Annotated in this window: 14 protein-coding genes; 9 read left to right on the forward strand and 5 right to left on the reverse strand. The window is 37.8% G+C overall.

Annotated elements, in window-relative coordinates; translation table 11 throughout:
- Positions 1-6: 6 nt before the first annotated feature.
- A complete protein-coding gene (locus R2Q94_RS05900; protein ID WP_316820519.1) occupies positions 7-2,166 on the reverse strand; it encodes a TonB-dependent siderophore receptor in 2,160 nt (719 codons plus the stop codon).
- Between the two features lie 189 nt (positions 2,167-2,355).
- Here R2Q94_RS05900 and R2Q94_RS05905 point away from each other — a divergent pair, with 189 nt between their 5' ends.
- The 4 genes from R2Q94_RS05905 to R2Q94_RS05920 all read left to right on the forward strand — a co-directional run bounded on the left by R2Q94_RS05905 (position 2,356) and on the right by R2Q94_RS05920 (position 3,792).
- On the forward strand, positions 2,356-2,556 hold the full coding sequence (locus R2Q94_RS05905; RefSeq protein ID WP_316820520.1) for a hypothetical protein: 201 nt from the start codon (positions 2,356-2,358) through the stop codon (positions 2,554-2,556).
- A 190-nt stretch (positions 2,557-2,746) separates the two neighbouring features.
- Positions 2,747-2,971 carry a hypothetical protein gene (locus tag R2Q94_RS05910; RefSeq protein ID WP_316820521.1) on the forward strand — a complete coding sequence of 75 codons (225 nt, stop codon included), beginning with the start codon at positions 2,747-2,749 and terminating at the stop codon, positions 2,969-2,971.
- Positions 2,972-2,984: 13 nt separating this feature from the next.
- Entirely contained in the window at positions 2,985-3,260 is a 276-nt protein-coding gene (locus R2Q94_RS05915) for a hypothetical protein (RefSeq protein ID WP_316820522.1), read from the forward strand.
- Positions 3,261-3,396: 136 nt separating this feature from the next.
- A complete protein-coding gene (locus R2Q94_RS05920) occupies positions 3,397-3,792 on the forward strand; it encodes a c-type cytochrome (RefSeq protein WP_316820523.1) in 396 nt (131 codons plus the stop codon).
- Positions 3,793-3,841: 49 nt separating this feature from the next.
- Here R2Q94_RS05920 and R2Q94_RS05925 read toward each other — a convergent pair whose 3' ends face one another.
- On the reverse strand, positions 3,842-4,285 hold the full coding sequence (locus tag R2Q94_RS05925; protein ID WP_316820524.1) for a hypothetical protein: 444 nt from the start codon (positions 4,283-4,285) through the stop codon (positions 3,842-3,844).
- Between the two features lie 160 nt (positions 4,286-4,445).
- Entirely contained in the window at positions 4,446-6,839 is a 2,394-nt protein-coding gene (locus tag R2Q94_RS05930) for an outer membrane beta-barrel family protein (RefSeq protein WP_316820525.1), read from the reverse strand.
- Between the two features lie 140 nt (positions 6,840-6,979).
- Between R2Q94_RS05930 and R2Q94_RS05935 the strand changes: the two genes are divergently transcribed.
- The 3 genes from R2Q94_RS05935 to R2Q94_RS05945 all read left to right on the forward strand — a co-directional run bounded on the left by R2Q94_RS05935 (position 6,980) and on the right by R2Q94_RS05945 (position 10,053).
- Positions 6,980-7,984: a sensor histidine kinase gene (locus tag R2Q94_RS05935; RefSeq protein ID WP_316820526.1), complete on the forward strand. Its 1,005-nt coding sequence runs from the start codon at positions 6,980-6,982 to the stop codon at positions 7,982-7,984.
- 72 nt (positions 7,985-8,056) lie between these two features.
- Positions 8,057-8,755, forward strand: a complete 699-nt coding sequence (locus tag R2Q94_RS05940; protein WP_316820527.1) for a LytTR family DNA-binding domain-containing protein — start codon at positions 8,057-8,059, stop codon at positions 8,753-8,755.
- Between the two features lie 155 nt (positions 8,756-8,910).
- The gene (locus tag R2Q94_RS05945) at positions 8,911-10,053 is read left to right on the forward strand and encodes an acyltransferase (RefSeq protein ID WP_316820528.1); all 1,143 of its coding nucleotides are present in this window, start codon (positions 8,911-8,913) and stop codon (positions 10,051-10,053) included.
- Between the two features lie 144 nt (positions 10,054-10,197).
- On the opposite strand, the gene bla is transcribed toward R2Q94_RS05945, so the two are convergent.
- Positions 10,198-11,103 (reverse strand): class A beta-lactamase, subclass A2, encoded by a 906-nt coding sequence (bla, locus tag R2Q94_RS05950; RefSeq protein ID WP_316820529.1) that lies wholly within the window; start codon positions 11,101-11,103, stop codon positions 10,198-10,200.
- A 55-nt stretch (positions 11,104-11,158) separates the two neighbouring features.
- The gene (locus tag R2Q94_RS05955) at positions 11,159-11,533 is read right to left on the reverse strand and encodes a hypothetical protein (protein WP_316820530.1); all 375 of its coding nucleotides are present in this window, start codon (positions 11,531-11,533) and stop codon (positions 11,159-11,161) included.
- Positions 11,534-11,736: 203 nt separating this feature from the next.
- Between R2Q94_RS05955 and R2Q94_RS05960 the strand changes: the two genes are divergently transcribed.
- Together R2Q94_RS05960 and R2Q94_RS05965 are read left to right on the forward strand one after the other, a co-directional pair.
- Complete coding sequence (locus R2Q94_RS05960; RefSeq protein ID WP_316820531.1) at positions 11,737-12,282, forward strand: hypothetical protein; 546 nt, start codon at positions 11,737-11,739, stop codon at positions 12,280-12,282.
- Positions 12,283-12,355: 73 nt separating this feature from the next.
- Positions 12,356-13,396: a saccharopine dehydrogenase NADP-binding domain-containing protein gene (locus R2Q94_RS05965; protein ID WP_316820532.1), complete on the forward strand. Its 1,041-nt coding sequence runs from the start codon at positions 12,356-12,358 to the stop codon at positions 13,394-13,396.
- Positions 13,397-13,443: the final 47 nt, after the last annotated feature.

Here is a 13,443-nt window from a genome sequence, read left to right on the forward strand (position 1 = left end):
ATTTATTTAAAGATTAATACGGAAGGAAAGTCTGGCGTTAACAGGTGCCTGTTGTACCCAATAGTACATGTCGCCAGTTTTATTTCTCCATGCCGTAGAGTATATTTTTGAATTCAGGACATTATTAACCAGGAGATTGATGTTGTATTTTTCATTGCTCCAGCCAATTCCACTGTCCAGTCTGAATATATCTTTCAGATTGTCGGGTGTGGTTGTAGTCATTCTTTCGCTTCTGCCAATTAACAACTGATATCCTAGTGATACATTAAACCCTTCTAATTTTTCTATCGGTAGCAAGTAATTGATCCAGGTATTTTGGATGTGTTTTACGCGATTAGGAGTAGCCATGCCAACGTTTGCCGGATGTAGATCATCTTTGGTAATTTTTGAATCGGTATACGCATAATTGAACACCACATTTGTCCCTTTTGCAATACGGCCTTTCAAGTCAAACTCAATTCCTTTCGACTGGCTTTCTCCTGTTTGATACAATAAGTTAGAAGTTGGATCAGGAGTGATTAATCTATTGCGATAGATGTTGTAGAGTGATAAAGTGGTATTCCAGCTGCCATTGGCCCAGTCTTTTTTGACACCAACTTCATAACTTGTTCCTTTTAGCGGCTTAAGTGATGTTCCTTCAATAGAAATACCGGTTTGGGGAAGGAAGGTCTTATCGTAGAGAAAATAGACAGCTGAGCTGTTATTGAGCGCGTAATTCAGTCCGAGGCGTGGAGTAAGTGCCCAGTCTCTGGATTCACTTTTCTGCCCATAGTCGTTGGTTTTTCCATCAGATGAGGTGAGTCGTAAACCCAAAGACACTCTTAACTTCTCGTCCAGTAAGGCTATTTCGTCCATAGCATATACCGAGACATAATTCAACCTCCTATGGATTTTATTGATATCAGAAGAGATGTCATTTTCAGAGCTAAAATTTCCGCCAATACCATTGTTCAAGATGGTTTCTGAATATATGGGCTTAGAGATACTTAATGGGTAAATTGTGCTCGCGGTTGCCCAGGTGTCCCAACTTCTGGACGATTTCCTGTTGAGGTCAATTCCAGTAATAAATTGATGTTTGATCTTTCCTGTTTTAAATACCCCATTCAGATAAGCCTGAGTCGAGAATACATTGTATTTGTTGGAATCATATACCAGGTTTCTATCCAATATATCTTTATCTGTAGGATTTATCCCATTCACCCAGAATAAGGTGCCGTCATAACCACTGTTTACATAAGAAACTTTTGCAGTGAACTGCCAGTCTTGCTTAAATTTATTCTGATAGGTAAGGAAAGCATTGTGGTCTTTTCCTATGAAGGGTCTGATGCTGGGATCAGTTAGGGTAAAATCCCTTGGAAGTGTACCATAGCCGTAAGGTGAGGTTTGTGCCTCACTCAGCATCAGGTAATTGAGGTGCTGATAGATGTATTCTCCGGTTAAAGAGCTGTTCTCATTAAATTTATATTTTAAGGAAGGGGCGATGAGGATTTTGCTGTTGCGGTCATATTTAAGAAAGCCTTTAGATCCCATACCCATTACATTCAGGCGGTATTGAAGTTTATTCTTCTGATCCAGTTTACCATCCAGATCAACTGCCGCACGAAGCATGTTAAAGCTACCCATGAGTACATCTACACTATTTCTGGTACGTCCTGTAGGTTTTTTAGTCACAATATTATAGGAACCTGCGGGATCACTCATGGCATGCATGAAATTACTTGGGCCTTTTAAAAACTCTACAGTTTCAATAATAGAAATGTCGTCTGCTAATGGTCCTTTTCCTAAAGGTCGCATGTCTACACCGTTTCGTTGGGCACTAATGTATCCACCACGGGAGTAGATGTCAGGTGATATTCCATTATGAAGTTCTTCCCTTAGCGTACCGCTCACATTACGGGTCACGCTTTCGTTTAGATTGTACACGGCCTGATCTCTCAGAATCTCAGAACTTAGGATCTGGATATTCTGAGGAACGTTTAACAATGGTGTTGGGGTCCGCAGCATCTCCGACAATTGCGAAGACTTGTATCTCTTGAAGTATTTAGAAAAGATCGAAACCTCGTCTAAGCTTAAGTTTTTTGTAGTGTCTGGTTGTTTTTCTTGTGCATTCGCTGAAATGGAAATGCTCAATACAACCGCAAAAATCGTAGTTCCCCTGTATTTCATTCTGTTATGTTTTTCTCGTGTTATTTATTACAAAGAAAAAAGAAAGAGATTAGGCTGAGATAAGAGGCGTATTAACGGGTGATGAGAGCTTTTGTGAAATTGGAATTTAAAGAAAAACTAATAAATTTGATCAATTAATGTGGGTTGTAATACCACCATACCAAGTAAAACGCTCAAAAATCTAAAATTATGATTGCAGTCAACCAAACCGTTCCTTGTCCACGATGTATGGGGACAATTGAGATTAATGTACATGAATTAATCAATGGAGGAAAATTTACCTGCCAGACTTGTTCTTCAGTCATTGCCATTGCTACTGAGCGTAAAGAGATAGTAGGAGAAAGCATGGCAAAGTTTCAGGAGCTTAAAGATTTAAAGAATAAGAAATAAGATCTGACAGAAATACTGAAATTGAAGCACCAAAACCCGCAAAATCTAAGGAATGACCTATAGATTTTGCGGGTTCTCTCTTTATTGTAAAGTTCTATTTTTCAGTAAACAAACTGTTTGTTTGGATGTTATGTGGAAAAGGCAGTTTCGCTTAGCGCTGCATATTTTATTTCATTAAATCAAAACGACCATGGAAACTATAAATCTAAATGATCATGATTGGGAACAAGAGATGATCAATGAAAATATCCATACTGATCCTATTAAAGGTCCAATACCGGAGGATGATGATGACGACGATGATGATGATTTTTCTGAGGATGAAGACGATTTTGATGGGAACTCAGGCAATGATGAGGAATTTGGGGAGGATGAATTTGAGGATGGAGACGATGATGAATTAGATTGGAAGTAATCATTTAATCTTTATGGATCCTTTTAATATCATTATTACCACCAAGGGTGAGAAAATGGACCTCAACATACATCCCCAGGAGGCCGGGACTTACAAGGTTGTTTACCATGGAGCTCTTGTAGGTGAGGTTTTTATGGGTAATGAAGGCGAAAAATGGGAGGCGGTCATTGCCGATGATCTGGAGCCAGGGGGAGTTCCGGTTTATGACTATGGGGAAACTTCCGGGCATCAGTATATCCTACAGGATGAAGAGACAATTCAGGAAATTGGCAGACAAATTTCCGGGTAAATCTACCATAGTTTTGGTAATTACCTTAAGCTTCGTAGTGGTGTTATGATGATTATTAAGATCCATTCCCGATAAACAATAGGTTTGTCATATTAATCTAATCTGGTTATATTGTTGATGAACTAGATTATTTGCTATGCGCTATAAAAAAACAATTACTTTTTCTCTGTTATTAGGTATAGTTGTGACCCTAAGTGCTTTTATGCAACAACAGGAACCTAAAGCGACAAACCTTAAAGTACTTCCTAAAAACATTAGTCATGAGGATCTTGATAAAGTTATGGATGGATTTAAACTGGCATTGGGCGTAAAATGTAATTTCTGTCACGCTCCCCGCAAAGACGACCCAAAAAAACTGGACTTTGCTAGTGATGAAAACCCTAAAAAAGACATTGCAAGGGATATGATGCGCATGACCAATAAGATCAACAAAAAGTATTTCCATGAAAAGGACAAAGAAGGAAAATTAACCAATATTTCTTGTGTCAGCTGTCATAATGGAAAGGAAGAACCCGTAACCTTTAAAATGTAATGATTCTACTTAGATTTATAGTTGAATATAATAAGCTTATAATGGTTCTCTAGGATTGTGGCCCCTCATAAGATTTGGCAATTTTCCCATTTCTAAATTTAATAGCCTCGCTTTTTATATACGCAGAAGTCTTACTATTTTCTATTAATGTTTTTAGTAATGATTGAACCCTAACATCACTATGGTTATCTCTAATAAAAGGATTTCCAAAAAAACCACCTAAAACTAAACCTATCATGTGATCGCTAATTTTCCGGTCATAATAACTCTCAAAACAATTTTTAACAAACATTAAATACTTTTCAGGTTTTAACTTGTGCATACTCAATGAAACGACACTAAAATCAAGTTCTTCATAGCTAGGACGCTTTAAATACTGGATCGCACTATCTAAATATTTTTCAGGGTTATCATAGATTTCCTCAAAATCCTTAAATCCAATTGGTGAATAGATGTAGGTCATATCCACAGCCCGATCGGCTACTTTTTTCATTCTTTTTGAATAATTAATTTGTGCTATAGCAGAAACCTGTAAACAAAGGGATAGAAGAAGAGTAGCTGTTACTTTAAAATAGATCATCTATATCAATTCAGAGAGTTAATAAGGGAAGTAGGTTTTACCACTTCCTTTAAGGATAAATGTAGGGAATATTTTAGGGATTGATCCTGTTTCTTTCGTCCTCATTTCCAGCATTTCTGTTTTTGGTTTTTAAATTAGCGTTACCAAATTTATAGCTCACACCAATTCTAAATCCTCTCGTATCTCCGTAGCTTTTAACATTATTCGCTATCCCATTGGATTTGTAACTGATCAAAGGTTTCTGAGCATTTAATAGGTCTTCCCCTGTAATGGTAAGGGTTAAATTCTTTTTGAGGAATAAAAATTTCATCGAAGCATCCAGCATATGCAATGAGGAGATGTGGAAAATCTGGTACTGACCAGGTAGTTGCAAACCGTAGTTTAACCCAATAAATACTGATTTTGATTGATTTAAGGTAAAGTCATTGTTGGTATAGAAATAACCATTCGCTCCATCTATGGATTGTATAAAGTCGATTTTAGATTTTACGTTTTGATAGTTGATGTTAAATCCGGAAACATTGTTCCACCAGGAGTATTTTTTGAAATTGTAATAAGTAGAAAAACCAATCTGATAGGTGTTGGCATAATTTAAAGGGGTTAGTTTGGTGATGTTTGTGGAAGGATCAATGATGGACAATTCCTGACCAAAATTAGTTACCTGTGAAAAGTAAACGCTGCTCAGCCAGTTCTGCTTCCTGATATAGGTAAACTCCAGATTATTGATATAAGAGGGTTTTAGGTAGGGATTGCCCTCTGAGTAATAATACGGACTTGTTTTCACCACAAAAGGGTTTAGGTAGTCAAAATCAGGTCTTCTGATTCTTCGGCTGTAATTCAGAGAGAAAGAGTTGTTGTCATTTGGAACATAGCTGAGGTAGGCAGTAGGGAACAATTTGATGTAATTGTTTTTATTGGTTTGGTTCAGGTTCGCTGAAAAACCTTCTGTTTGGGTAGCTTCCATTCTAAGTCCAATTTGAGTCTCCCATTGCGCATTTAGTTTTCTATTGCCAGAAAAGTATAAAGCCTCATTGTATTCTTTGTAATTGAAGATGTTGGATTGATTCTGATCCAACACGGGAATCCCTGTCTGGCGATTGTAAACCACCAGGTCATTATTTGTATTGGTATAAGAAAGTTTTCCTCCGAAGCTGATGTTCGCCCATTTATAAGGTAGGCTAAAGTCTATTTTGCCAGAATAATTTTTAATCTGATTGAGGTTGTGATTACTGGATGAAAAGAATTTGTTTGGAATGATCTGTTGTTGCTGATCCAGTTCATTTCCCTCAAAAAAGCGGTCATCTCTTTTTCTGTAATTGAAGTAATCGAAATCTACCATGATGTTTTTTCCTGTGGTATCCAGTTGAATGGAATGGTACCAGTTCAATGAATTCATTTCCGGTTTGTTGTTGGCTTGAACATCTGAAACCACATAGGAATTGACATTTTTTGTGCTATTGTCGAACCTGCTGGTAAATGGATGGTTGGTCGATTCTTTAGTTGTGGAACTGTTTAGATATTTGATTCCAGTTGTCCATTGACCAGTTAGTTTATAATCAAGTCCGAAATTTAAACCAGAAGTACGGTTTTTGGATTTGTTGCTGATCTCTTGTTTCCACAGTTCATCTGGATAAAAAATCTGACTGGTTGATGTGGTCAGGTTTTTTTGTGAACCCTTGTTCGCCGAAGCCTGGATTGACAGCCGATTGTGATTGTAATTGAACAGGCCTTGAAGATTCCCTCCAGCATAAGTTTGTTGAGTATAAGTGCTGCCAATATTGGCATTCCAGGAGTTTTCTTTAGCTGATTTTAGCTTGATGTTGATGAGGCCACTGTTGCCTTCTGCATCATATTTTGCAGGTGGCGTGCTGATCACTTCTATACTTTTGATATTACTGGAGGGAATGGTCTTTAGAAAATGTGCAAGATCTTCTTGTGGGATTCTTTGTAAACGGTCATCAATCAAGACCAATACTTCGCCTTTTCCAACTATCGAAATTTGATCATTTTGTACTCTTACTGTTGGTGTAGCCTTGATGGCATCCAGTGCTGTTCCGCTAGAAGCCATCACTGAATTTTCTACATTAAACACTAACCTGTCAACCTTCTGTTCTAAAACTCTTTTCCTGCCGCTAATGGTTACCCCTTGAAGTTCCGTAGCTTCATTGATTTCTATGTCTCCAAGTTCCATATTTTTGTCCAATGTAATTTCCCGACTGCTAAACTTTGTACCAAGTTGTTCCAAAACCAAACGGTAATTTCCTTTCTCAGCCATGATAGAGAAGGAGCCGGTGCTATCTGTAAAAGCCTGTCTGATCAAGGTGCTGTCGTTCTTCATTAAATTTGCATACACCAATTCTACTGGGGCCTTATGAGAATTTACTATTCTGCCTTTTACTGAGAATTGCTGACCGTAAACATGGATCTGAAATAAAACGAAAACTAATAAAGGAACAATGTGTTTCATGCTTTTGCTATTAAATTTTGTACGAAACTCGGTCTGGCATGCTCAATAAGCTACTTTTTTCGACAAACCCCTGGGCTTTATCTACAAACCCATTTTTTTACCTTTAGGTGAATGGATACTTTTGTATAAAACGACGTTAGATGTATAACACCAGATTAACCAAGCGCACAGAGCTACTGATTCACCTTATATTCTGGGTATTTACGGCATATTTTTCTTTTGTAATTAATCCTTTTCAGTTCAGGTTCATTACTCCGGATTTATTTTACAAAACCTATCTGTTTGTTTTTGTCGCTACCTTTTATATTCATTACCTGGTAGTCATGAAATGGGTGTTTAAGGCATTTCAGTGGAAAAGACTATTGTTGGGAATGTTCATTTCTTACCTGGTTTTCACCTTCCTGAGGTATTTTACAGAGCAAATCCTGACTGGAATTTTATTTGATCAGATCAATTATATTCATCCTTCTTTACTCAGCTACATGGTGGATAACCTGCACTACAGCAGCAAGCCAATTGTGTTCAGTTCTTTTCTTTGGTTTGTGATTTACTTTTTCCAGGTACTGGAAGAAAATAAAAACACGGAAATCAAGTTTCTTAAAGCCCAGATCAACCCTCATTTTGTTTTCAATACCCTGAATAATATTTATTCGATGGTCTATTTCCAATCCGAAAAATCGCTCCCGGCTATTGCTAAGCTGAGTGAGGTGATGCGCTTTACGACTTATTATTCCCAAAGGGAAAAGATCAGTCTTACGGAGGAAATCAATTATATTCAGGCTTATATTGAACTGGAAGAGTTCAGGCACGAGGAAAGTGGCTTTGTTCAGGTAAACATTAAAATAGGGGATGATCACATCGAGATTCCACCTTATACCTTATCGCCATTGGTAGAGAATGCGCTAAAGCATGGACTTGCTGCTAATCAACATCCAATTGTGATAGAATTGACTGCTGATTCAAAACAATTGTCTTTTTTTGTAAGCAATGAAATCGGTACACAAAAGAAAGATAAGCTGGGTGGAATTGGACTAGACAATCTTAAAAAACGTTTAGAAATCTACTATCCAAGTGCTCATCAGCTGGTCCTGATCAACGAAAATAATCGGTTCTCCGCTCAGCTTAAAATCGATCTGAAACGCTGAGCCTGGATAGAGAACTCCTGGAAAGAGTACTCATGGATACAATACGACAACACCATAAATATTAATGATCAGATGCACAAAAAACGAATAAACTGTATTATACTGGATGATGAACCTTTCGCTGTGAAGCTCATTGCAGATTATGCTTCAAAAATCGCACAATTAAACGTATTATATGCCGGGTCTGATGTATTCAAAGCTATAGAGGTTCTGAACAGTGAATCGGTGGAGTTGATTTTTTTAGATATTCAAATGCCCGACCTGACTGGAATAGAGCTGATGCAGATGTTTAACAAAAAGCATAATTTTATCATCACTTCTGCTTATGCAGAGTATGCCCTGGATGTGTATCAGTTTCATGTGGTCGACTTTCTATTAAAGCCAATTGTTTTTAATCGTTTTTACCAGAGCGTAGAAAAGTACAATAACTGGAGAGAGAGCTTTCAAACTGCCGAAGCAGATGATTTCCTGTTCGTAAAAGCGGATCGAAAGCATTATAAAATCGCCACAGATTCGATTTTGTATATTGAAGGATTGAAAGATTATATTCGCATTCATACCAGCACTGAAAAGATCATTGTGCTGGAAAACATGAAGGATATTCTGGAAAAGCTTCCTAAAAATCAGTTTGTCCGCATTCATAGATCTTACATCATTCCGTTAAATAAGATCAAAGTGATTGAAGGATATCAAATTTTAATGAGCAATGGGGAGTATCTATCCATCGGGGAAACCTACAGAAAGTTAATAGGGGAATGGATCGCCAAATAATTTCTCGATTGTTCATTCTTATGGATCTTTTAACTACTTTGCGGTAACAAACAAACGAGCCGACACCACATTTACCATTTTATGCGATTTCGTAAAGGGGAAATAGCGTCTTTTTTGTGATGGACCTCTTTTTAGAAATTAAATAAATAAATCATATGGAAAAAAAAGTGCAGGGGGAATTGGGATGGGTGAATCTATTGCGCATTATTGCTTGTTTTTTAGTGGTGGTTTCCCACAGTTGTGATCCCTTTGTGGCACAATTCGATTCGAACCGCGGTGCATTCCTTACCGGGGTGTTTACCGGAAGTTTTGTGAGGTCATGTGTGCCTTTGTTTGTCATGATGTCTGGCGTTTTATTACTGCCCATCAATATGAGCATGGCTGATTTTTACAAGAAAAGAATTGTCAGAATCCTTATTCCACTAGTTTTCTGGTCGCTGGCCTTGCCTTTATTATTCTATGTTTATCTGACTTATATCAATCCAGGTACTCAAAATCCGGCATTGAACCTGGCAAATCATACACTTGATGCGACGTTAGGGAATCTGTATTTATTTGTTTTCAACTTCAGTTTCGCCACCATTCCACTATGGTATATGTATATGCTGGTTGGACTTTATCTGATTATGCCGGTGTTTAGTGGTTGGTTAAAACAAGCAACTAAAAAAGACATAGAGATCTTTTTATGTGTATGGGGGATCGCATTGGTTTTACCTTATATCAAAATGTTGGCTCCGGTATTGGGTTACAAAGGTAACTATGGCAATATGGGTCTTTTTGGGGTGTGCGACTGGAATGATTACGGTACATTCTATTACATTTCTGGCTTCACCGGCTATTTGGTAATGGCTTATTACTTAGTGAAATATCCATTGGACTGGAGCTGGAACAAGATGCTGAGTATCTGTATTCCTATGTTCCTGGTGGGATACCTGGTGACTTCCTTCGGATTTATCGAAACACAGAAGCACTTCCCAGGCAATTATGCCAACCTTGAAATTGTATGGTATTTTGCAGGTATCAACGTGTTTATGATGACATTCCCTGTATTTGTAATTGTTCAGAAAATGAATGTAGCCTCTACTCCGGGATTGTCGAAACTGGCTTCCCTGACATTTGGAATTTACCTTTGCCACTTTGTATTTGTAGAACTGGGCTATGATGTAATGGAAGCGATTGCTGCGCCATTACCTGTTTTTTTTAAAATCCTTGGAATTGCCTGTATTACCTTTGGAATTAGTGCTTTATTGGTATTGCTAATGAAAGCATTTAAACCAACACGCCGTTTCATTATGTAGTAATAACACAAATCATTGAACCATGAAAAAGGGTTAAATCAACAAACAGAATGTTGGTTTAACCCTTTTTTGTTCCACTACTTATCCTTTTTTATTAAACTACTTATTTAATGGCCAGTTCAGCAGTTGATATGCGCTTAGCGTTTATTTAGACTTCTTGTTGAAGTAATCCCAAACTAGTTTCGAGATATCAGAAATGATTTTTTCGTTAGTGGCCTCGTTTTCTTTGGTATCGCACACAAAGAAAGCAATTGCATAAAGCTTCCCATTAGGTAGGCGGACAATTCCGATGTCATTGATGGCTGCGGTAACACCTGCTTTATTGGTGTCTGATGTACCTGTTTTATGACCCACAATGGTACCTTTTGGCAGTTGTCCTTTGATTCTGTTAACTCCGGTAGTAGTTTCTACCATAGTGGTCCATAAGAAATTGAAACTATCTTTTGACAAAAGATTTTTAGTGTAAAACTTCACTAAGAGATCAGTAGTAGCCTTTGGAGTACTCCAGTTTGAGAATTGTACATTCCATTCTTTATGCATTTCTTCTTCATTCGCCTGGATGGCTACGTCTTTTACCCCAAGACTATGGATGTAATCATTGATGGGCTTAGGACCACCAAGTAATCTCATGAGGATGTCGCAGCCGTTATTGTCGCTTTGCGCAACCGTATATTTGAGGATTTCTGAAAGCGGCAAATCTACTTCTCCGTTAGGATGTGCATCACGGATCGGGCTCCAGGTATTCGGTAATAAATCGCTTTTCTTGATATGTATCTTTTGAGAAAGCGTAAATTTACCTTTGTCTACCTGATTTAAAACTGCCATTGCAATGTGGAACTTAAATACACTCTGCATAGGGTAGTGCTTGTCGCCATTAATGCTTAAGGTATCCTTACTTTCTATGCCATATACAGAAATACCCACATCCGCTTTTTTATGCGCGAGAACTTGCTTGATCTGTTCTCTTAGTTGTTTTTTCTGAGACTGAGCCATACTATGGAACGAAAGACCGAGCAGGATCAGACAGGAGAGGTAAATGGTTTTCTTCATGTTATTTTTTTATTGCTAACGACAAAATTAAGAATAATGTTGTCAGATGAGCGGATTAATTGCCCCTTGGAATGATGTACCAGGCCCAATAAATGAGTATAAATTGAATTGGAAGTCTGATATAAGCCAGTAAATGAGAGCCTATAGAAGGATTCGACTTAAATACATCTGCAATATGAAAAGGGAGGAAGAATAGCATCAATAACAGATTGGTCATGGCGGCAATTCTCCTGTATTTTGGCAGGATCATGCCAAAGCCAATGGAAGCCTCCAGCAATCCAACGATATAGTTGACTGCCAGCTCAGGCATCCAATCCGGAATAAAAGGATGATAAAAGGCCGGTTTTATGAGGTGATTGATTCCTGCACCTAGCATAAACAGGCCGAACAACCAGGTTAGAAAAAGTTTCTTTTTGTTTACATCTGCCATGGTGATTATCGGTTTAAAAAGACACAGTTATCCTAAAGATAAGCATATCCGGCGACTGCTTTTTCAGAATTCAAAAAGTCTCCTATGGAGACCCATTTATTTATTAATCAGAGAATGAGTTTAATAGATTTAATTCCTTTTTTTTACCCTCTAATGGCCTGGTCTTTGCGCTTTAAGATCTTCATAATAACGAACTGAACTTAATGAACAATTTCTTTATAAAATCTCTGCCTAAACTTGCCATAGTAGCCGCAACCACCGTATTTTTTTCCTGTAATTTGAATACTTCACCCGATCAGTTTTTTGGTGTTGCCGTGTTAAATACCAATACGATCACCGACTTTGGAACCGATAGATTGGCACAGCACATCCAGGCTGAAACCAAGGAGTTTGCTGATAGACCTGAGTCTAAAAAAAATGGAGATGAGGCGACCACCTTCGTTAACAACAAAGTCCTGTACATGGAAAAGGTGCTGAAAGACATCAAAGAATTACCTGAAAATGAGGATACCAAAGAAATTAAAGATTTGTCTTTAAGTATCTACGAGTATGTGATTCCTGTTTATAAAAACGAATACACCAACTACGCCAAACTTTGTGACAGTAAAGGACCTGAAGATCAAAAACAAAAGATCATTCTGGATATTGAGAAAAAATATGTCCCTAAATTTGAGGATAAGTTTGCCTTGTTACTTGAAAAAGGAAAAGCATATGCCGAAAAGCATGACTTGAATGTAAAATGGGACTAATCTGTTTTATGGACATTTGTCCGCTGTAAAGAGGAGCCTTTGAAACAACTTTGCCATCTAAATAGATCAATTTATGATGCAGAGAATAAAAAAGAATATCCTCGTAGTTGGTGGGAAAGGCCTGGTGGGCAATAAGATTGTTGAACTGTTAAAAAAAAGAAATCCGGAACTGGAAGTGTTTGTGGGGAGTCGCAACCTGAGTTCTTCTTTAGTTAATGGTTTAAGGATCGATGTAAACCAACCTGATACCTTCAGCGCAATTACAAACCAGCAAATTGGCCTCATTGTGCTTTGCGCCAATGATCCATCCAACCATATTTTAAAGTACTGTATATCGAATGGTGTCGATTATATCGACATCACTAAACCTACTCCAGATCTGGAAAAGGCATTGCAGGCGACAGCTAAGAACAATATCAATAGCCAGTTGGTGTTCAGCTCCGGTTGGATGGGGGGACTGCTGAGCAGTCTGGTCTTCCTTGCCGAACCCGAAAAGAAAAAGATCAAGTCTGTAAATTTATTCGTTTACTATTCCGTAAATGACCAGGCAGGACTAAGCTCCGCGCATTTTATGGCAGAAAATGTAGCTAAACCTTTCAAAGGATATAAAGAAAATCAACTGGTCTGGCTTAAACATTTCCTGAATTCTGAAAAACACAACTACTCATTTGGGATAGGAAAGCGGCAATCCTATAATTTTGATACACCGGATTTGTTTATCCTCCATAAAGGGGAAGGAGTTCCTACAGTACAGGTGAAAATGACTTATAACTCGCCGTTTATCACCTGGTTATTGGGCGCCTTCCAAAGTGTTAGGTTATTTGATGTGCTTTCCTTATCTATGAGAAAACTGATCTTTAGTGCCAATGGAAAAGGAGATCAGACGCTCTTTGATGTGATCGTAGACAATGGAAAGGAAAGCAAAAGAATTGCTGTCCAGGATACATTAGGACAATCGCACCTGACGGCTTTTAGTACTGTATTGCATATAGAATCCATGTTAAAAAAGGAGCATAGAAAAGGAATTTTCTTTAGTCACCAGTTACATGAACCCTCAGATTTTCTAAAACTGATGAAATCATCAGATGCGATAACAATTGAAGTACAGGAATAGATCTCTTGTTAAAGGAATCAAGGTTTTTTATAATATCTTAAGCCAAA

Source organism: Pedobacter gandavensis, from assembly GCF_032678465.1.
GTDB lineage: Bacteria > Bacteroidota > Bacteroidia > Sphingobacteriales > Sphingobacteriaceae > Pedobacter > Pedobacter gandavensis_B.

Excerpts from the sequence above, each read along its gene's own strand:
- R2Q94_RS05945 (WP_316820528.1), top strand. The coding sequence starts at position 8,911 with ATGGAAAAAAAAGTGCAGGGGGAATTGGGATGGGTGAATCTATTGCGC.
- R2Q94_RS05935 (WP_316820526.1), top strand. The coding sequence starts at position 6,980 with ATGTATAACACCAGATTAACCAAGCGCACAGAGCTACTGATTCACCTT.
- R2Q94_RS05910 (WP_316820521.1), top strand. The coding sequence starts at position 2,747 with ATGGAAACTATAAATCTAAATGATCATGATTGGGAACAAGAGATGATC.
- R2Q94_RS05900 (WP_316820519.1), bottom strand. The coding sequence starts at position 2,166 with ATGAAATACAGGGGAACTACGATTTTTGCGGTTGTATTGAGCATTTCC.
- R2Q94_RS05905 (WP_316820520.1), top strand. The coding sequence starts at position 2,356 with ATGATTGCAGTCAACCAAACCGTTCCTTGTCCACGATGTATGGGGACA.
- R2Q94_RS05965 (WP_316820532.1), top strand. The coding sequence starts at position 12,356 with ATGATGCAGAGAATAAAAAAGAATATCCTCGTAGTTGGTGGGAAAGGC.
- R2Q94_RS05955 (WP_316820530.1), bottom strand. The coding sequence starts at position 11,533 with ATGGCAGATGTAAACAAAAAGAAACTTTTTCTAACCTGGTTGTTCGGC.
- R2Q94_RS05920 (WP_316820523.1), top strand. The coding sequence starts at position 3,397 with ATGCGCTATAAAAAAACAATTACTTTTTCTCTGTTATTAGGTATAGTT.
- bla (WP_316820529.1), bottom strand. The coding sequence starts at position 11,103 with ATGAAGAAAACCATTTACCTCTCCTGTCTGATCCTGCTCGGTCTTTCG.
- R2Q94_RS05925 (WP_316820524.1), bottom strand. The coding sequence starts at position 4,285 with ATGAAAAAAGTAGCCGATCGGGCTGTGGATATGACCTACATCTATTCA.
- R2Q94_RS05915 (WP_316820522.1), top strand. The coding sequence starts at position 2,985 with ATGGATCCTTTTAATATCATTATTACCACCAAGGGTGAGAAAATGGAC.
- R2Q94_RS05940 (WP_316820527.1), top strand. The coding sequence starts at position 8,057 with ATGCACAAAAAACGAATAAACTGTATTATACTGGATGATGAACCTTTC.
- R2Q94_RS05960 (WP_316820531.1), top strand. The coding sequence starts at position 11,737 with ATGAACAATTTCTTTATAAAATCTCTGCCTAAACTTGCCATAGTAGCC.
- R2Q94_RS05930 (WP_316820525.1), bottom strand. The coding sequence starts at position 6,839 with ATGAAACACATTGTTCCTTTATTAGTTTTCGTTTTATTTCAGATCCAT.